Below are 18037 nucleotides of genomic sequence, written 5' to 3'. Positions count from 1 at the left end.
ACGCACGCACGCACACACGCACACAGGAACGCAGGCACGCAGGCACGCAGGCATGAGCAGAGCTGTCGGCCCGACTCCTCACGCGCCCGGTCAGGACGCCGCTCTAGGGAAGGCCGGGCAGTTGTCCCACACCGCGCGTACTGACCGGCCGCGATGCGCTCGCCTGTCAGAATGGAGAGATGGAGCCGATGACGACACCGCAGAACCCGTTCGTACCCCACCGCCCTGCTGAGGGCAGTGACGCGGGATCCCCTGGCAGCACCCGCCCGAACATCGTCTTCATCCTCACCGATGACCACGCTGCGCACGCGATCAGCGCCTATTCGGGCCGGGTCAACAGCACTCCAAACCTGGACCGCATCGCGTCGCAGGGAGCCCGGCTCGATTCGCTGTACTGCACGAATTCGATCTGCACACCCAGCCGGGCGACGATCCTCTCGGGCACCTACTCGCACATCAACGGTGCCGCGACGATCTACTCCGGATTCGATTATCGGGTTCGCACCTTCCCCCAGGTGCTCCACGACTGCGGATATCGCACCTCTCTGTTCGGCAAGTGGCATCTGGGGCATGAGGAGCGCAACGACCCCCAGGGCTTCGACGAATGGCGGATCTACCGCGGTCAGGGCGAGTACAACGATCCGGTCATGTACGGCATCGACGGTGCCGGGGAGCGGGTGGATGCCGTCGTCCCCGGCTATGCCACCGACACCGTCACCGATCTGGCACTGGACTGGCTGGACCGCACCCAGGCCGAGGATCCGGATTCGCCGTTCTGCCTGCTCCTGCACCACAAGGCCCCGCACCGCAACTGGATCCCGCACCCCCGCCACGCGGACCTCTATCCCCTGGAGACGATCCCGGAGCCGGACACCCTCTTCGACGATCACGCGACCATGAGCCGCGCGGTCCGCGAGGTCCGCATGAGCGTCGCCGACGACCTCACCGAGAACGACCTCAAGCAGCCCCTGCCCCCGGAGCTCCAGGGCGAGGAGAACCGTGAGGCCCGCACCCGTCGCAACTACCAGATCTACATGCGCGACTACCTCCAGACCATCCAAGCCATCGACGACTCCACCGGGCGCGTGCTCGCCGAGCTCGAATCACGCGGCCTGGCGGAGAACACGATCGTCGTCTACACGTCGGACCAGGGTTTCTTCCTCGGCGATCACGGCTGGTTCGACAAGCGGCTGATGTTCGACCAGTCCCTGCAGATGCCGATGATGGTGCGCTGGCCCTCCACGATCCCGGCCGGAACGGTGATCGATGAGCTCACCACCAACGTCGACCTCGCGGCCACCCTGCTCGACGCCTGTGGGATCGCCCCCGGGGAGGCCCTCCCCGATCAGCAGGGACGCAGCCTGCTCCCGCTGCTGGACGGCTCGGCCGACGACCACCTGCGCGCCACCTGGCCCGATGCGATGTACTACCGCTACTGGGAGCACGAGGACCCCTCGCACAATGCCCCCGCGCACTACGGCATCCGCACCGCCACCCACAAGCTGATCCACTACTACGGGGACGGCATGGGGGCGCCCGGGTCCTCCGACGCGATCCGCGAGGCCGAGTGGGAGATGTATGACCTGGTCGCCGACCCCGCCGAGCTCACCAACATCGTCGATGACCCCGCCCATGCCGGGATCCGTGCCGAGCTCGAGAACAGGCTGACGGCGCTCCAGGAACAGGTGAGGGACAGGCCGTACGAGGGTCCGGACACCCCGCGCCCCGAGTGGGGCCGGTGAGTCGTGTGCCCTGCCGGTGACCCGTACGCCTTGCCGGTGACCCGTCGGCCCTGCCGGTGACTCTCGTACAGGGCTGATGCCGCGCTCACCTCGAGCGCGGCATCACCGTCACGAACAGGCCGATCGCTCCGAGGATGCCGATCACGAGCATCCATGCACCGAACTGGACCCCGGACAGGGCGACGACGAGAAGTCCCGCGACGATGCTGATCGCGAGCACGAGCAGCAGTCCTCGGCCACCCAGCATCCAGGCCGACCGTTCGAATTCCCCGTGCGCGGGGATCGTCGCGGCCAGGGCGAAGGCGACGTGCGACAGCAGCAGGGCGAGCCCCACGCCGGCTGCCCGCAGCAGCGACAGGTCACCCTGCCCCGCGAGCGCGAGGATGATCGCCGCGGGAGCGATCAGGCCGACGTCGCTGTCCGGGCGGAGAGCCTGCACCAGCAGGGAGCCTGCCACGGCGAGCGTGATGATGCCGGTGCCGATGTGCACGAACAACCCGCCCGGCAAGGTCCCGACCAGGGCGAAGAGCATCGTCGCGACGCCCACGAGACGGAGCAGCCATTGTGTGCCGCTGACCCTCCGCAGCCCCAGCAGGAACTCGGCGATCGGGTCGATGAGCAGTCCCAGTCGCATCAGGACCTCCGCATCCGCGGTGCGGTGCGCGCCGCGGACAACGACAGCAGCACAGGGGCGAGCGAGGAAGGACCCTCCCAGGCGGTCACCGGGACCCCGGCCTCCCGCAGCTCACGGATGGTGGTCTCGCGCAGCAGCCGCCTGATCGCCCAGGCCTCGGGCCAGAAACGGTCCGGGGAGACGCCGTCGGCCCGCAGAGGCTTCCCGTTCAGCACGGAGACGTCACCGATGCTCGGTGGCAGCGTGTCCACGACGATCACGTCGGCGCCGTGCGCCACGAGCTCGCCGATCTGCGTGATCACCTCCGTGCGGAGCAGCGGCGAGCAGACCACCGTGAGGGTGCCGGCTCGCACGGCCCGCAGGCGTCGGGCGGGGCGGAGCTGGTCGTCGTCCCGGCCTGCGCGGGCGAGGGCGTCGGTCAGCACGCGCAGCTGCCGCGGGCCGGTGCCGGCGGGGACGGGCCCGATCAGGTGCCCGATGTCGAAGACGGAGACCCGGTCGCCGGCGGTGAGATAGTGCCGTGCCACGGCGGAGGTCGCGCGGATGGTCATGTCCAGGCTGGTCGGATCCTCGCTGTCCGCCCAGGGCGCGGGGGCGACGTCAGCGATTGTGTCCGTGACGATGAGGACCTCGGTGTCCTGCTCGGTGAACGTGGCGTTGGTGTGGAGCTGACCGGTGCGCTGGGAGACGCGCCAGTTGATCCGGTGCAGCCGGTCTCCGGTGCGGAAGGCGCGCACCTCGGAGAGCGCGGTGCCGTCGCCGCGCCGTCGTGACAGGTGAACCCCGCTGACACCGATCGGCGTGGGCACTTCGACGGGGGCATCGAGCACGGTCGCGGAGGGCACGACCTGCACGTCGGGTGCCGTGAGCTCCAGCTGGTCGCGGAAAGCACCGAGCTGGTCGGTGACCAGCGCGTGCACGGGGCCGACCCGGATCCGTCCCCAGCGCTGGGCGCTGAGGCGCAGCTGCAGATGGCCGTCGCCGGCGGTGGAGCCATATTGCGGGGCGAAGTCCGTCTGGGGCCGCATCGGGAAGGTCGCCGCGGTGAGCACGCCCGGCGCGGTCGTCAGCGAGATGATCGCCGAGCCGCCCTCTTCCAGGGTGCGTCGACTCGCCTGGATCCGAGGGGGCGCCGACTCCTGCTCGGGGGGCGCCAGGAGCCGCAGGGCGAGCGCCACCAGGGCCCAGACCAACAGCGGGAGTCCGGCCAGGATCAGCGCGGGCTTCCCGACCAGCACGGCGAGGGCCGTCGCGGCGCAGCCGACGATGGCCGCACGCAGGAGAGCGGCCGTCGGGCGCCTCCGGGGCCCCGGGGAGGCTTGAGCCCCTGGGGAGGACCGGTCTTCAGATGACGACTGGGCCCCTGGTGACGACTGGGCCCCAGGTGACGACCGAGCCCCTGGTGAGGACCGGTCCGACGACGGCATCGAGGTCACGCCGAGGCGCCAGAGGTCGCCATCGCGGCGGCGTCGACGGCGGCGGGGACCGGGACCTGGTCCAGCACGGACTCGACCACGCCGGCGCCGGTCGCGTTCTGCAGCCACAGCTCGGGCTTCACGGTCACGCGGTGATCGAGGGCGGGATGCGCGAGGGCCTTGATGTCCTCCGGGACCACGTAGGTGCGCCCCCGGATCAGCGCGAGCGCGCGGGCGCAGGTGATCAGGGCGAGGGTGCCGCGGGGCGAGGCGCCGACCAGCGCATGCTGGTGGCGACGGGTCGCGGCGACCAGCTCGACCGCATAGTGGCCCACGGACTCCTCGACGTGCACGTCCTCCACGGCGGACTGCACGGCGAGCAGTCCCTGTGCGTCGAGCACCTCGGGAACGGCCTGCTCCTCGCGGCGCCGGTCGATGCGCCGGGAGACGACCTCCCACTCCTGCGCGGCCGTCGGATATCCGAAGGACAGCCGCAGCAGGAAGCGGTCCAGCTGGGCCTCGGGCAAGGGATACGTGCCCTCGTGCTCGACGGGGTTGGCGGTGGCGAGCACGTGGAACGGCTGCGGGAGCGGCCTGGTGGTGCCCTCCACGGACACCTGACGCTCCTGCATCGCCTCGAGCAGCGCCGATTGCGTCTTGGGAGGCGTGCGGTTGATCTCGTCGGCCAGCAGCAGCCCGGTGAACACCGGGCCGGGGCGGAACACGAACTCGCCCGTGCGCTGGTCGAACACCTCGGCGCCGGTGAGGTCCGCGGGCAGCAGGTCGGGAGTGAACTGGGCGCGCTTGAAGGGCAGCCCGAGCGCCTGGGCGAAGGATCGCGCCGCGAGGGTCTTGCCGAGGCCGGGCAGGTCCTCGAGCAGCACATGGCCGCCGGCGAGGATCCCGGTCAGCACCAGCTCGAGGGATTCGCGTTTGCCGATCACGGCACCCTCGACGGCATCGAGCACGGCATTCGCAGCAGCGGTGGCGGCGGTGGCCTCGGCAGGGGGCATGGGGGTGGGCTGGTTCATCGGTCCCTCTCCTCGCCGGTGGCGAGTTCTCGGAGATAGCGGTGCAGGGCACGTCGGTCGATCGGGCCGACGGGATGGCTCTCCGCGTCGGTGTGGCGGGAGTCGGCGATGAGCCGGGTGAGCTTCTCGCTCAGAGGCGGGGCGGCGGGGTCCTGCGCTCGCTCGTCGGCGATGTCGCCGAGCGTGCGCGCGAGGCCGCGGGCGGTCATCCGACGGTTGGGCTGGGCGCCGTGGATCAGGTCCTCGAGGCGCCGCACGCGCATGTCCCGGGCATGGGGCAGCGCGTAATCGGCGTCGAGGTCCAGCTCGGGGGCGTGCAGGGGATCATCGCGGGTCGCCCCGCTCTGGGCCATCCACCAGATCGCGCCGATCGCCAGCCCCACGGCGACCGGCAGCGGCAGCGGGATCCGCATGCCCAGCAGCGACAGCAGGCCGACGATCGCGAGCGCGATGAGGACCCCGATCGCGAGGCGCACCAGCAGCCGGGTCATCGGGCTCTGGGGGAGCTGCGGGCGCGGGCGGGTCATCGGACCTGCCCGTCGGCCGGGGTCTCGACGTCGGCGGTCAACCGGTCCAGCAGACCGATGGCCTCGTCGCGGTCGGCTTCGCGGAGCGGCTCGGGGTCGAACAGCGCCCGACGGTAGAGGTGTGCGAGGCGGTCCAGGGAGGGCGGATCCAGCTCCAGGGTGCCGAGCACCTCGACGACGAACTCGAGGGTGGTGCGGGAGGGCAGGCGCCGGATCCCGGCCTCGGCGATCGCGTGCTCCAGGGCGAGCCAGGCCGCGATCACCGCATCGTGCGCGTCGACCACCGTGGAGAGGCTGGCGCGGGCGTCGTCCAGGGCGGCGCGTGCCTGGGCGGGCGTGAGCTCCTCGTCCGCGGTGGCCTCCGCCAGCTCCGGGGCGGGGCGGGCAAGCTTCCGCATCCGGTACAGCACCCAGATGGCCACGGCCAGGAGGACCGTGCCGATCACGAGCAGAAGCACCAGCGGCCCGCCGCCGGACTGGCCGGAGTCGGGCTGCACGGGCTGCTGGAGACCGGTCGGCATCTCGATCTCCGGCACCTCCTGGGGCTCCTGGGTGCGTGGCGAGAACTCCCACTGGCCCGAGCCGTCGGAGGTGATGCCGGGGCCGCGATCCGCGGCGGCTCCGAGGGTGACCAGTGCGATCCCGGCCAGTGCCATGATCAGCAGCAGCGCGGCCACGAGTCGGCGATGGGTGCGGGCCGTTGCGGTGGAGTCCGGTGCGGTGGCGTCCGTCCCGGGGGAGTCGTCGGTGCTCAGGGCGCCTCCCCGGTCGTGGGTGCGCCGGGAGCAGGGCCGGTGTGCGGGGACGCGACGATGATCGACTGCTCCCCGGCGATCCGGGTGAGGATCAGCGTCGCGGACTCGTCGCCGAAGCGGCGCGGGCGCAGCTTGCGCCGCAGCTCCTCGGGCTCCACCGCGGTGCCGCGCTTCTTGATCTCGAGCACGCCGAGGTGGTGCTCGCGCAGGTAGGCGCCGAGTCGCTTGAGGCCGAAGGGCATCACATCGCGCACGGCGTATCCCCGGGCGAAGGGGGTGTCCACCCGCGCATCCCCGGTCAGATAGGCGATGGTCTCGTCCAGGGTATGAGCCTCGAGCTCCCGGGCGAGGCGGCCGATGAGTCCCGCGCGGATCACGGCGCCGTCGGGCTCGTAGACATGGGCGCCGAGCGGGCCGGGGAGGGGGTCGGCATCGACGCCGCCGTCGGAGCCCGTGCCGCCGGCGGAGTCCGCTGCGCGGTCCAGCCGGTGCGCGCCGGTGCGGTCGATGAGCACGGCCGAGGAGCTCACGCCCTCGCGGGCGAGGGGCCCGAACCAGGCCGTGGCCTCGAGGACCTGCCCGTGGTAGGAGAGCCACTGGGTCTCGATGTCCCGCGGTAGAGCCGACCGGTCGATGCCGGGGCCGAGCTTCGCCCCGAGCGGGCCCACGCCGCCGTCGGTGCCGAGCCGACGGGCGAGCTCGAGCACGGCGGACAGCGGAGGCTCGTACTCCTCGGGATCGTGGAGCCGGCGGGTCCCGCTGCGGGTCGGGGCGCGGCGGGCAGGGTCCAGCCAGATGCCCTCGGTGTCGGTCGGATCGTGCCCTTCGGCCTGCCCCAGCCGCACCGTGGCGGCGGGGAAGGATCGCAGGTTCATGGTGGCGACGGCGACCGCGAGGGGATCGCGGTCCACGGCGTGCACCTCGAGACCCAGCCCGGCCAGGGCCATGGCGTCTCCGCCGATGCCGCACCCCAGGTCGGCGACCGAGCGCACCCCGGCGCGCTGGAAGCGTTCGGCGTGCATCGCCGCGATCGGGAGCCGGGTGGCCTGCTCGAGGCCGTGCGGGGTGAAGACCATGGAGGAGGCGAACTCGCCGAACTTGTCGACCGCCTTGGCGCGCAGGCGGGACTGGGTCATCACGGCGGAGACCAGCTCGGCGGGGTGGCCGGCGTCGCGAAGCTGGGCCCCCTGTCGCAGGGCGTCCTTCTCGCGATACGGGGGGAGGGAGTTCAGCAGTGCCCACCCGCTGCTCTGCAGGACGGGCTCGAGGGCGCGCACGCCGGCCTCGGAGCCGTCGGGGGAGGGGGAAGCCATGCGGGCCAGGCTACCCGGTGGACATGTGTCGGGCATCACGGGTCCGCGGGGCGGCCCTGTCGAGTGCGGATCGGGGTGCCGGGCACCCCGACGAGGCCCGCTGATCAGCCGCGGGCGTCGAGCCGATCAGCCTGAGCGATCAGGCACGAGCGATCAGGCCCGGGCGTCGAGCACGAGCTTGCCGCGCGTGTGGCCGTCCTCGAGCAGGCTGTGGGCCTTGGCGATCTGGTCCAGCGGCAGCACCCGGGAGACCTCCAGCGGGTAGCGGCCCGCCCGGATCCCCTGCACCAGGCGGTCCAGACGGTCGCGGCCGGGCTTGATGCGGGGCACCTTCGCGTCGACGCCGCGCTCGTGCGCGGGGGTGAGGTCCGCCAGGGTGGGCAGCGTGACCAGCAGGCCGTTCTCGGCGATGTGGTCGAGACTGGGCAGGAAGGTCGAGTGGTAGTGGGTGTCCAGGACGACGTCCACCCCGCGGCCCTCGGTCGCCCGGCGCATCTCCGCCTCCCAGTCGCCGGTGTCGTACGGGACCGGGACGGCGCCCAGCTCGCGGATCCGCTCGGCGTTGGCCGCGCGGCCGGTGGCCCACACCTGCGAGGCGCCGGCCTCGAGGGCCATCGGGATCAGGAGCTGCCCCACGCCGCCGCTGCCGCCGTGCACGAGGACCGTCTGGCCCGGTTCGATACGAGCGGTGTCCTCGATGGTGGCGATCGCGGTCAGGCCCACCAGGGCCAGGCCCGCCCAGCGGGGGAGGTCCTCGTCGTCGATCTCGTCGGGGATGGGGGCGAGATCGTCGGCCCCGATCGCGATCAGCTCGGCGGCCACACCGCGGGGATCGCCGGGGGCACGCATGCCGAACACGCGCGTGCCGGGCATGAGGCCGCGGGAGCCGAGCTCGGCATCGTCGAGGTCGCTGCCCGCGCTGACCACGGTGCCGGCCATCTCACGGCCGGTGCCGGCGGGCAGCTGCAGGTCCCGGGACATCCCCGAGGAGCCGTCGCGCACCTTGTAGTCCAGAGGGTTCAGGCCCACATAGGAGACCCGGACCAGCACCTCATCGGGCTGCGGCTCCGGGGGAGCGGCATCGGAGTGGAGGGTCAGGACCTCGGGGCCGCCGAAGCGGTCGAATCGGATCTCGCGCATGCCCCCATTCTGCACCCCCGGGCTGGCCGATGGCAGGGTGCACCCTGCGATGTGGATGGGGGATCATGGGCGACGAGCACGGACAGCGCCGCCCGCCGGCAGTCCGCCGCAGAGACGCACCGAGGAGGATCATGACCGCCCCGCGCATGGACCTGTGGCAGTGGCGTGATCTCCTGCTCCAGGAGATCCACCTGCCGCCCACCGTCGTCGACACTCCGGTGCACGAGGCCGTGGGCTCGGTGCTGGCCGTGAGCCTTCGCAGCCCGGAGGACCTCCCGGCGGTGCCGCTCGCGGCGATGGACGGCTTCGCCGTGCGCCGTGCAGATCTGACGCCCGGTCCGTGCACCCTTCCGGTCAGCACCGAGATCGCCGCCCGTCCCGGAGCTCCCGCCATCCTCGGGCCGGGGACCGCGGCCCGCATCATGACCGGCGCGCCCGTGCCGGAGGGTGCCGACGCCGTGGTCGAGGTCGAGGCCACGGACACCGATCCCTTCGGGCCGACGCCGCGCACGGTGTCCTTCCGGCTCGACGCCGTCCCGCCGCCGCAGCGGCACATCCGTCGGCCGGGCGAGGAGGTCGCGTGCGGGGAGGAGCTGGCCCTGGCCGGGGACCGCGTCGGCGCCGGGCTGGTGGGCCTGGTGCGGGCGCTGGGCCTGCGCGACCTGCCGATCCGACGCCCGCTGCGCGTCGCGATCGTCGTCACCGGGGACGAGCTCACGGGCGATTCCCCCCGCCGCGGAGCGATCAGAGCATCAGCCGGCGGAACCGACGGGGCGCCAGCCCCCGAACCCGAGGTCGGGCTGGTGCGCGAATCCAACGGCGCGATGCTCGGCGCCGCCCTCCACGCCGACGGCGCCGAGGCCCGCGCGTTCCACAGCGGCGACACCCATGAGCAGCTGCGGAGCACGCTCGAGGAGGCGGCCGAGCATCACGATCTGGTGCTGACCACGGGCGGCATCGGCCATGGCGCCTTCGACGTGGTCAAGACCCTGCTCGGCGAGAGGGGCGCCGGCAGCTCTCGCTTCGAGCACATCGCCCTGCGCCCGGGCGGTCCCCAGGGGTACGGGCATCTTCCCGACGGCACTCCGGTGGTCCACCTGCCCGGTACGCCCGTGGGCGCTCTGGTGGGCTACCACCTGTTCGTGCGTCCCCTGCTGGCGGGAGCCGGGGCGGAGATGCGACGGGTGCTCCGGGGCGAGGCGGATCCGAAGGGCGGCGCCGTGAGCGGCCCGGCGTCGCACTCGGGCGTCGCGACGAGCAGAGGGCGGCGGCCCGATCACGTGCACGCGATGCCGGGCCGTCTGCGTCGGGACGCGGCGGGGCGGGAGGTCGTGGATCTGCTGCCGGGCCGACGGCTCACGCCTTACGGACGGGCCGATGCCATCGTGCTGGATGGCGGGCCCGACCGGCCGGTCTCCGAGGGGGCTGTCGCCGGCGGGGCTGTCGCCGACGGGCCGGTGTCCGACGACGGCGTCGAGGCGGCCACCGTGCTCGTGGTTCCGCTGTGAGCGCGTTCGGGGTGCGAACAGGGTGCCGGCACTGCACTGAGCACTGAGCACTGAGCACCGAGCGTTGGGCACTGAGCGTTGAGCATGGGGCACTGAGAACTGGGCCCGGGTACGGAGAACTCGGCCCCGACGGGTCAGAGCTTCCGGAGGGGGTGCTTCTCCAGCTGACGGGTGCGCGCCTGGTCGCGGTCGCGTGCCTGAGTGCGGCGTGCGTGCCGACGCCGGATGACGGACCGCGCCCAAGACACGGTGATCACGGCCGAGGCGCCGAGCCCGAGCCCGAGCGCGAGGGCCGCGAGCCAGGGGCTGTAGAACCATCCGGCGACGGGGAACATCAGCAGCGCCACGAGGCCCACCGGCCAAGGGCCGATGTCGCGATGGCCGAGCAGATCGGCGGCGACGACGGCCGCCACGACGCCGAGGGCGAGCACGAGAAGGTGCAGAAAGGTCACGATTCGAGCATAGCCGTGTGCCTGGCAGGTACCGGACGGTCAGTTTGTGACCGAAGAGTGGACGAGTAGGCGTTAAGGTGTGCTCGTGTGCTGAGGGAGACCTGGAGCACACCACGGTCCAGGGAATGCACGCGTGCCGCTCCACGCCGATGTGGCCGGTGCCGGTGATCGCCAGTGCGAACGGCCCAGTACGGAAAGCCCAGTAGGAGAGGCCCGGTACGAGGGAACCGCTGCGAAGCAGGGTTCTCATGGCGTGCCCGGAAGTACGAGAAGCACTCGAATGACGAGAGGACAGCAGGGAATGGCTGAACGTGTGTTGAGGAGACAGCGTGATTAGGTTCGTCTCCCTGAGAGTGCTCACCTACGCGATCCTGGCGTTCGTCGCCACGAGCTTCGCGTACCTGCTGGCCGCTTCTCTGATGCATCCCGAGGAAGTGCTCTACCCGCCGATCGCGACGGAGCCGTTGCCTCCGGCGACCGCACAGATGTACCTCGACGTGCGCAACGTCAACCCGGACACCCCGCTCTTCGAGCGTTACGCGACCTGGCTCGGCGGACTGGTCCGCGGTGACCTCGGTGTCACCACCGGGACCAACAAGTCGATGACCCCGGTCATCGAGGAGCTGGCGACCCGCATCCCGATCAGCCTGCGCCTGGTGGTCCTCGGCACCGTGATCGGAACCAGCCTCGGCATCGTGCTGGGCATGATCGCGGCCGTGCGTCGCGATTCCCTCGGCGACCGCGTCTCCACGCTGCTGGCCTTCTTCGTGCTGTCTCTGCCCACCCCGGTGATCATCCTGATCGTGCAGCAGATCAACCAGGGCGTCATGGATACGACCGGGTGGGGTCTGCCGGCCATCAACCCGATCAACCCCCTGCTCGAACCGGGCTCCTGGGATTCGATCCTGTACCAGATCAAGGCCCTGATCATGCCCACGATCGTGCTCGCGGTCACCGCGGCGGCGTCCTACTCGCGGTACATGAAGGTCACCACGCTCGATGTGCTGGGCAGCGACTACCTGCGCACCGCCCGCGCCAAGGGCCTGACCAAGGGCCGGGCGATGAACCGCCACGGCCTGCGGATGGCGCTGATCCCGATGGGGCAGTACTTCGCCTTCGCCGTCGGCGGCGCCTTCTCCGGTTCCCTGTTCGTGGAGCTGATGTTCAACTGGCAGGGCATCGGTCGCTTCGCGATCTCCGCGATCCAGATGGCCGACGTCAACGGGACCGCCGGCGTGGTCCTGTACAGCGCCATCCTGACCTTGCTCTCCGCGACCTTCGCAGACTTCCTGCAGGGCGCTCTCGACCCGAGGATCCGGTGAGACGATGACGAACCCCAACGACATCCGCGGGACCGGTGACGCGGCGAAGCTGCGCGAGACCACGGAGCCCGAGGCGAACCCCGTCCTCGGCTCCGCTGTGGACGATCCTCAGTTCCGCGATACGGAGCTCCCCGCCGAGAGCGAACCGGCGCGCGAGTCCCTCGGCCGCGGCGAGCTCCTGCGCCGGAGGTTCCTGCGCAGCAAGAGCGCCTGGGTCGGCATGATCGTCTTCTGCCTGCTCATCGTGCTGGCGATCGTCGGCCCGATGATCTATCAGTACGGGCCGTTCGAGCGAGACCTCCGCAACGCCCTGACCGGCCCGAGCAGCTACCACTGGTTCGGCGTGAACGAGAACGGCCTCGACATCTTCGCGCGCACCATGCAGGGCCTGCGGATCTCCCTCGTGATCGGCATCGGCACCGCGTTCCTCACCTCGTTCCTCGCCCTGGTGGTCGGCATCGTGGCCGGCTACATCAGCCACAAGGGCAAGTGGGGGGCGTTCGGCGACGGTGCGCTCGTCAACCTGATCAACCTCTTCCTGGTGATCCCGTCGATCCTGCTGCTCATGCTGTTCAGCCCGGCGCTCCAGCGCGCCTCGTGGCTGTGGATGATCCCGCTGCTGGCTGGCTTCGCCTGGATGCTCACGGCCCGCGTCCTGCGCGCCATGACCCAGCAGCTGGTGCGCACCGAGTACGTGGAGGCGGCGCGCTTCATGGGCGTCCATCCGATCATCACGATGACGCGCCACATCATCCCCAACATCGCGAGCTGGATCATCATCGACACCACGCTCGGGGTCAGCGCCGCGATCCTGGGCGAGACGGGGCTGTCGTTCATCGGTTTCGGCATCCAGTACCCCCAGGTGTCGCTCGGCACCGTGCTGCAGGGATACAACATCTCCGCGCCGTACACCTGGGTGCCTCCGGCGGCGATCCTCGCCGCCCTGGTCATCTCCATCAACCTGATGGGCGAAGCGCTGCGTGACGCCCTCGACCCGACCAGCGGCTCCGGCCGGCTCTGAGGGGACTCCGAATGTCTGAATCGATCCTGTCCGTCCGGGACCTGAGCGTCACGTTCCCGTCCGAGTACGGCACCGTCCGCGCCGTCCAGAACCTCTCCTACGAGGTGTACAAGGGCGAGGCCCTCGCCATCGTCGGGGAATCCGGCTCCGGCAAGTCCGTGAGCTCCCTCGCGGTGATGGGCCTGCTGCCCCGCTCAGCCACCATCACCGGTGAGATCGAGATGCTCGGCCACCAGGTCTTCACGCTGAACGATCGCGAGCTCTCGGCGCTGCGCGGCAACTCCATCTCCATGGTCTTCCAGGATCCGCTGTCGGCCCTCACCCCGGTCTACCGGGTGGGCCAGCAGATCGCAGAGGTCGTGCGCATCCACCATCCGGAGGTCTCGGCCAAGCAGGCCGAGAAGCGCGCGGTCGAGCTGCTCGACGCCGTCGGCATCCCCGAACCCGCACGGCGTGCCGGCCAGTACCCGCACGAGTACTCCGGCGGCATGCGTCAGCGCGCGATGATCGCCATGGCGATCGCCAACGAGCCGGAGCTGATCATCGCCGACGAGCCCACCACTGCTCTTGATGTGACGATCCAGGCCCAGGTCATGGACCTGCTGAAGTCGGCCCAGGAGATGATCGGCGCGGCCACCGTGCTGATCACCCATGACATGGGCGTCGTCGCCGGGTTCGCCGATCGGGTCCTTGTCATGAAGGACTCCCGGATGGTCGAGATGGGCGATGTCGACGACATCTTCTACCGACCGCAGGAGGAGTACACGCGCAACCTGCTGGCCGCCGTGCCCCGGGTGGACATCGCCGAGGCCGAGGGGTCCAAGAGCGTGGCGGGCACGGCGATGCGCAAGATCGCCGACGTCGTGGACACCGACGCCCCGGTGATCCCGCGCGAGGAGCGCCCCGCCGTGCTCGAGGTCGAGGACCTGGCCAAGGTGTACCCGATCACGAAGGGCGCCATCGTGCGCCGGAAGGTCGGCGAGCAGCGGGCGGTCGACGGGATCTCCTTCGACATCCGCGAGGGCGAGTGCCTCGCCCTGGTGGGGGAGTCCGGCTGCGGCAAGACCACCACCCTGATGGAGATCATGCAGCTGCGCACCCCGCAGGAGGGCGTGATCCGGATCGGCGGCACCGAGACCGGCGCGCTGACCCGCAAGGACCGGGCGGCACTGCGCTCGGACATCACCATGGTCTTCCAGGATCCGATGGCGTCGCTCGACCCCCGCATGCCGATCGCCGACATCATCAAGGAGCCGATGCGCGTCCAGGGGTACAGCAAGGAGCGCATGGACGAGCGGGTGGACTGGCTGCTGAAGATGGTCGGGCTGCTGCCCGAGCACGCGGCACGCTTTCCCACCGAGTTCTCGGGAGGTCAGCGCCAGAGGGTCGGCGTGGCCCGCGCCCTGGCCTGCGATCCGAAGCTGATCGTGCTCGACGAACCGACCTCAGCCCTCGACGTGACGGTCCAGGCCGGCGTGCTGGCGATGCTCGCGGATCTGCGGGCCCGGCTCGGTGTGAGCTTCCTGTTCGTCTCGCACGACCTCTCCGTGGTCCGCCACATCTCGGACCGCATCGCCGTGATGCAGAAGGGCAAGATCGTCGAGCTGGGGGACACGGAGGACGTCTTTTCCGACCCTCAGCATGAATACAGCAGAGAACTCCTTTCCGCGGTGCCGATCCCGGATCCGGAGATCGCGCGTCAACGCCGACGCAACATCATCGATCGGTCCCGTTTCGAGGGGCCGGAAGGGATGATGGATCGCCCGGTGCTGCCCTCCTGACCTGCAAGTCCTCAGCACGGGCAGAGCGGCGACGAGAGTCGTCGCTCTGCCCGTGCGCCCTTTGTGGAATAGCCGTGGATCGGCCCGTGAATCGTTGTGTTGCGAACGGGTAACAGGCTATTGGGGAACCCCTCTCGGAGAACCTTCTGATGCCTAGACTGGACGCACCGCAGGCGAGGACGCGACCACGGTGGTCACTGTCAGAGATCGCTTGCCGGTCACGACCATCGAGCGGGCACGAAGATCTCGGAGCCCGCGGCTGAAGGAGAATCACATGCGTTTGACGAGGCGTTCGATGCTGGGGGCGACGGCTCTGACCGTCTCGATGACGGCTCTGGCTGCGTGCAGCAAGGACCCGGGCACCGGTGGGGGCGGCTCCGGCGGGAGCGACGGGGGCGGCGGCGAGCAGATCGCCGCGGATGCGAACGACATCAACGCCAAGGAGCGTGACGAGCTCGGCGAGGGTGGCGTGCTGCGTCTCGCGAACAACGCGTTCCCGGCGAACTGGAACCCGTTCCACAGCGATGGCAACGAGGCGAACACCTCCGACATGCTGCGCGCGATCTTCCCGCTGGAGATCTGGACGTCGGACGCCGCCGGTGAAGTGATGCCGAATCCCCTCTACGCCAAGCGTCTCGAACTGTCCTCCGAGGATCCGCAGGTCATGGAGATCGAGCTCAACGAGGGATTGACGTGGTCGGATGGAGCCCCGATCGACTACAAGTCGATCGAGAACGTCTTCAAGACCATGGACGGCTCCAAGGAGGACTACGGCATCGCCTCGTCCGAGGGGTACAACAAGGTCGAGAAGATCGAGCAGGGTGACAGCGACCTCGTCGCCGTCATCACCTTCAAGGAGAAGTACGCCGACTGGATCGGCCTCGCGGCTGTCATGCCGGATTCCCTCGCGGAATCTGCGGATGCCTTCAACACGGGGTGGCTGGAGGAGCCCAAGGTCACTGCCGGTCCCTTCAAGATCGGCAAGATCGATGCCGGCAACAAGACGGTGCTGCTCGAGCCGGATGAGAACTGGGGCGGCGACAAGGCTCTGCTGGAGCAGGTCCTGTTCACCACCATCGAGGACCCGGCCGCGACGGCGACGAGCTTCCAGAACGGCCAGCTCGACGTCATCGAGACCACCGTCCCGGCCACCTACTCGGTCGTCGAGCCGATGATCGGCCAGGGTGCCACCCTGCGGAAGGCAGCGGGACCCAACTGGACCCACATCACGCTCAACGGCGCCGAAGGCCGGCCGCTCGCGGACCAGGCCGTGCGCCAGGCGATGTTCCGCGCCATCGACCGTGAAGAGGTCTTCCTCTCGGTCAACGCGACCATGCCGTACCCGAAGGACACCGAGACGCTGAACAACCATCTCCTGATGACCAACCAGGAGGGATACCAGGACAACTCGGGCGATCTGGGAACGTACGATCCCGATGCCGCCAAGAAGCTGCTCGAGGACGCCGGTTATACCTTGGAGGGCGACGAGGGCGCCCAGAAGGCCACCAAGGACGGCAAGGCCATCGAGATCACCTACGTCTACAACGACGGCTCGAAGACGAACGAGGCCGTGGTCCCGGTGGTCCAGGAGCAGCTCGCCGCCGTGGGCATCACGATGAAGGTGCAGAAGGTTCCGCCGACGGACCTCTTCGCCAAGTACGTCATCCCCGGCGAGTTCGACCTGACCCTCTTCGGCTGGGTCGGCAACCCGTTCCTCTCCTCGGGTGACTCCATCTGGAAGTCGAAGGGAGAGCAGAACTTCGGCAAGGTCGGAGACGAGGAGACGGACAAGCTCATCGACCAGGCCGCTGTCGAGACCGATCCTGCGAAGCGCCTCGAGCAGATCAATGCGATCGACGCGAAGCTGTGGGAGCTCGCTGGAACCATCCCGCTGTGGCAGTCCTACGACTTCTTCGTGCAGAACGACGACCTCGCGAACTTCGGTGCATGGGGCTTCCAGCGCCCGGACTGGACGAAGATCGGCTACGTGAAGGGCTCGGCCAAGCTGGAAGGCTGACCCGACCCTGACCAGGAGGCCCCGAGTGGAGACGCTCGAGGCCTCCTGCTATGTCTCTGACGCCTGACGCCTGACGCCTGACGCCTGGTGCCTGGTGTCACGGTGCTTCGTGGCGATGGGCCGCGTCCCGTCTCGCTCCCACTCGGGGTGGCTGTGGGGGAGACTTGTCGGCATGACGCGTGATGAGCACCAGGCCTCCGGGCCTCCCCAGATCCGCGATCGCATGATCGAGGCGGATCGGCTCGTCTCGACAGCGGCCGAGGAGCGGTACACGCGCCAGATGCGTCTGCCGCAGCTGGGCGAGCTGGGCCAGCGCCGTCTCGCGGCGGCGAAGGTCGCCGTGATCGGCGCCGGAGGCCTCGGCGCCCCGGTGCTGTCCTACCTGGCCGCAGCCGGCGTCGGCCGGATCACCGTGTTCGACCCGGACACGGTCGACGCCACGAACCTGCACCGGCAGGTCCTGTTCACCGTGTCGGACGTTGGCCGCTCCAAGGCCGTCGCCGCTGCCGAGCATCTGCACGCCCAGAACCCTGAGGTCGCGGTGACGCCGGTGGTGGACGTGGTCACCCCGGCCACGGCGCTCGAGCAGCTCGCCGGGCACGACCTGGTGCTCGACGGCACCGACAACTTCCCCACCCGCTATCTCGCCTCCGACGCCTGCGAGATCCTCGACCTGCCGCTGGTGTGGGGGTCGATCCTCGCCTTCTCCGGACAGGTCAGCGTGTTCTGGGGCGCCGGCGGCCATGGCGTCACCTACCGCGACGTGCATCCGGTGCCGCCGCGGCCCGGGGAGGTGCCCAGCTGCTCCGAGGCGGGCGTGCTCGGCATGCTGTGCGGGGTGATCGGCTCGAGCATGGCGATGGAGGCCGTGAAGGTGCTCGCCGGCATGGGCGACGTGCTCTTCGGGCGCCTGGCCCTCTACGACGCGCTGCGCGCCCGCTGGGACGAGATCCCGATCGCCCGCGATCCGCGGCGGGCCCCGGTCACGGAGATCGAGGACGTGATGCTCACGTGCGGCCTCCCGGGGCCGACGGGCCCGGCGACCGACGAGGTCGCCGTCGCGGATCTGCCGGGCCTGCTGGCTGCCGGGGTGCGGGTGATCGACATCCGGGAGCCCGCGGAGCTGGCGGACGGCCTGGTGCGCGGCGCCGAGACGCTGCCGATGGGTGCACTGCTGGCCGGCGCCGATCCATCGCTCGAGGGCGCGGTGCTCTACTGCGCCGCCGGTTCCCGCTCGGGCAGCGCCCAGCGATCGCTCGCGGAGCGCGGCATCCGGGTGCGGTCGCTGCGGGGCGGGTTCTCCGCCGTGGTGGGCGAGTCCGCTGCTGAGGTGGAGGTCGTGAGCCCGGAGGGCTGATCTCGACCGAGGGAAAGTCCGT

Annotated in this window: 15 protein-coding genes; 7 read left to right on the top strand and 8 right to left on the bottom strand. The window is 70.3% G+C overall.

Annotated features, from left to right (window positions below; translation table 11 throughout):
- Nucleotides 1–188 precede the first annotated feature (188 nt).
- Nucleotides 189–1742 carry a sulfatase family protein gene (locus ACT3UL_RS01335; protein WP_444576303.1) on the top strand — a complete coding sequence of 518 codons (1554 nt, stop codon included), beginning with the start codon at nt 189–191 and terminating at the stop codon, nt 1740–1742.
- An 85-nt stretch (nt 1743–1827) separates the two neighbouring features.
- Here the strand turns inward: ACT3UL_RS01335 and ACT3UL_RS01330 are convergent, their stop codons facing one another.
- The 7 genes from ACT3UL_RS01330 to ACT3UL_RS01300 form a co-directional block, all read right to left on the bottom strand.
- The gene (locus ACT3UL_RS01330) at nt 1828–2376 is read right to left on the bottom strand and encodes a hypothetical protein (RefSeq protein ID WP_444576301.1); all 549 of its coding nucleotides are present in this window, start codon (nt 2374–2376) and stop codon (nt 1828–1830) included.
- On the bottom strand, nt 2376–3614 hold the full coding sequence (locus tag ACT3UL_RS01325; RefSeq protein WP_444576300.1) for a DUF58 domain-containing protein: 1239 nt from the start codon (nt 3612–3614) through the stop codon (nt 2376–2378). Before ACT3UL_RS01325 ends, ACT3UL_RS01330 begins: the two co-directional genes overlap by 1 nt.
- Before the next feature lie 194 nt (nt 3615–3808).
- A complete protein-coding gene (locus ACT3UL_RS01320; RefSeq protein ID WP_444576298.1) occupies nt 3809–4822 on the bottom strand; it encodes an AAA family ATPase in 1014 nt (337 codons plus the stop codon).
- The gene (locus ACT3UL_RS01315; RefSeq protein ID WP_226851022.1) at nt 4819–5349 is read right to left on the bottom strand and encodes a hypothetical protein; all 531 of its coding nucleotides are present in this window, start codon (nt 5347–5349) and stop codon (nt 4819–4821) included. Before ACT3UL_RS01315 ends, ACT3UL_RS01320 begins: the two co-directional genes overlap by 4 nt.
- Nucleotides 5346–6026, bottom strand: coding sequence for a DUF4129 domain-containing protein (locus ACT3UL_RS01310; RefSeq protein WP_444576297.1), 681 nt, complete (start codon nt 6024–6026; stop codon nt 5346–5348). Before ACT3UL_RS01310 ends, ACT3UL_RS01315 begins: the two co-directional genes overlap by 4 nt.
- Before the next feature lie 74 nt (nt 6027–6100).
- Nucleotides 6101–7417, bottom strand: coding sequence for a THUMP-like domain-containing protein (locus ACT3UL_RS01305; RefSeq protein WP_444576295.1), 1317 nt, complete (start codon nt 7415–7417; stop codon nt 6101–6103).
- A gap of 153 nt (nt 7418–7570) precedes the next feature.
- Nucleotides 7571–8557 (bottom strand): NADP-dependent oxidoreductase, encoded by a 987-nt coding sequence (locus ACT3UL_RS01300; protein ID WP_193119374.1) that lies wholly within the window; start codon nt 8555–8557, stop codon nt 7571–7573.
- 131 nt (nt 8558–8688) lie between these two features.
- Here ACT3UL_RS01300 and ACT3UL_RS01295 point away from each other — a divergent pair, with 131 nt between their 5' ends.
- Nucleotides 8689–10065: a molybdopterin molybdotransferase MoeA gene (locus ACT3UL_RS01295; RefSeq protein WP_444576293.1), complete on the top strand. Its 1377-nt coding sequence runs from the start codon at nt 8689–8691 to the stop codon at nt 10063–10065.
- A gap of 134 nt (nt 10066–10199) precedes the next feature.
- Here the strand turns inward: ACT3UL_RS01295 and ACT3UL_RS01290 are convergent, their stop codons facing one another.
- Entirely contained in the window at nt 10200–10517 is a 318-nt protein-coding gene (locus tag ACT3UL_RS01290) for a hypothetical protein (protein WP_444576291.1), read from the bottom strand.
- 329 nt (nt 10518–10846) lie between these two features.
- On the opposite strand from ACT3UL_RS01290, the gene ACT3UL_RS01285 reads away from it, so the two are divergent.
- From ACT3UL_RS01285 to ACT3UL_RS01265, 5 genes are all read left to right on the top strand, one after another.
- The gene (locus tag ACT3UL_RS01285; RefSeq protein ID WP_444576290.1) at nt 10847–11839 is read left to right on the top strand and encodes an ABC transporter permease; all 993 of its coding nucleotides are present in this window, start codon (nt 10847–10849) and stop codon (nt 11837–11839) included.
- Nucleotides 11840–11843: 4 nt separating this feature from the next.
- Nucleotides 11844–12860, top strand: a complete 1017-nt coding sequence (locus tag ACT3UL_RS01280; RefSeq protein ID WP_444576288.1) for an ABC transporter permease — start codon at nt 11844–11846, stop codon at nt 12858–12860.
- An 11-nt stretch (nt 12861–12871) separates the two neighbouring features.
- A complete protein-coding gene (locus ACT3UL_RS01275; protein WP_444576287.1) occupies nt 12872–14641 on the top strand; it encodes an ABC transporter ATP-binding protein in 1770 nt (589 codons plus the stop codon).
- Nucleotides 14642–14915: 274 nt separating this feature from the next.
- Nucleotides 14916–16658, top strand: a complete 1743-nt coding sequence (locus ACT3UL_RS01270; protein WP_444576286.1) for an ABC transporter family substrate-binding protein — start codon at nt 14916–14918, stop codon at nt 16656–16658.
- 172 nt (nt 16659–16830) lie between these two features.
- Entirely contained in the window at nt 16831–18015 is a 1185-nt protein-coding gene (locus ACT3UL_RS01265; protein ID WP_444576284.1) for a ThiF family adenylyltransferase, read from the top strand.
- Nucleotides 18016–18037: the final 22 nt, after the last annotated feature.

Source organism: Brachybacterium sp. 107, assembly GCF_052379725.1.
Taxonomy (GTDB): domain Bacteria; phylum Actinomycetota; class Actinomycetes; order Actinomycetales; family Dermabacteraceae; genus Brachybacterium.
Note: the sequence above shows the minus strand (reverse complement) of the source record. Positions and strands in the feature narration are given on the sequence as shown.

Excerpts from the sequence above, each read along its gene's own strand:
- ACT3UL_RS01335 (WP_444576303.1), top strand. The coding sequence starts at position 189 with ATGACGACACCGCAGAACCCGTTCGTACCCCACCGCCCTGCTGAGGGC.
- ACT3UL_RS01330 (WP_444576301.1), bottom strand. The coding sequence starts at position 2,376 with ATGCGACTGGGACTGCTCATCGACCCGATCGCCGAGTTCCTGCTGGGG.
- ACT3UL_RS01320 (WP_444576298.1), bottom strand. The coding sequence starts at position 4,822 with ATGAACCAGCCCACCCCCATGCCCCCTGCCGAGGCCACCGCCGCCACC.
- ACT3UL_RS01315 (WP_226851022.1), bottom strand. The coding sequence starts at position 5,349 with ATGACCCGCCCGCGCCCGCAGCTCCCCCAGAGCCCGATGACCCGGCTG.
- ACT3UL_RS01305 (WP_444576295.1), bottom strand. The coding sequence starts at position 7,417 with ATGGCTTCCCCCTCCCCCGACGGCTCCGAGGCCGGCGTGCGCGCCCTC.
- ACT3UL_RS01300 (WP_193119374.1), bottom strand. The coding sequence starts at position 8,557 with ATGCGCGAGATCCGATTCGACCGCTTCGGCGGCCCCGAGGTCCTGACC.
- ACT3UL_RS01295 (WP_444576293.1), top strand. The coding sequence starts at position 8,689 with ATGACCGCCCCGCGCATGGACCTGTGGCAGTGGCGTGATCTCCTGCTC.
- ACT3UL_RS01280 (WP_444576288.1), top strand. The coding sequence starts at position 11,844 with ATGACGAACCCCAACGACATCCGCGGGACCGGTGACGCGGCGAAGCTG.
- ACT3UL_RS01275 (WP_444576287.1), top strand. The coding sequence starts at position 12,872 with ATGTCTGAATCGATCCTGTCCGTCCGGGACCTGAGCGTCACGTTCCCG.
- ACT3UL_RS01270 (WP_444576286.1), top strand. The coding sequence starts at position 14,916 with ATGCGTTTGACGAGGCGTTCGATGCTGGGGGCGACGGCTCTGACCGTC.
- ACT3UL_RS01265 (WP_444576284.1), top strand. The coding sequence starts at position 16,831 with ATGACGCGTGATGAGCACCAGGCCTCCGGGCCTCCCCAGATCCGCGAT.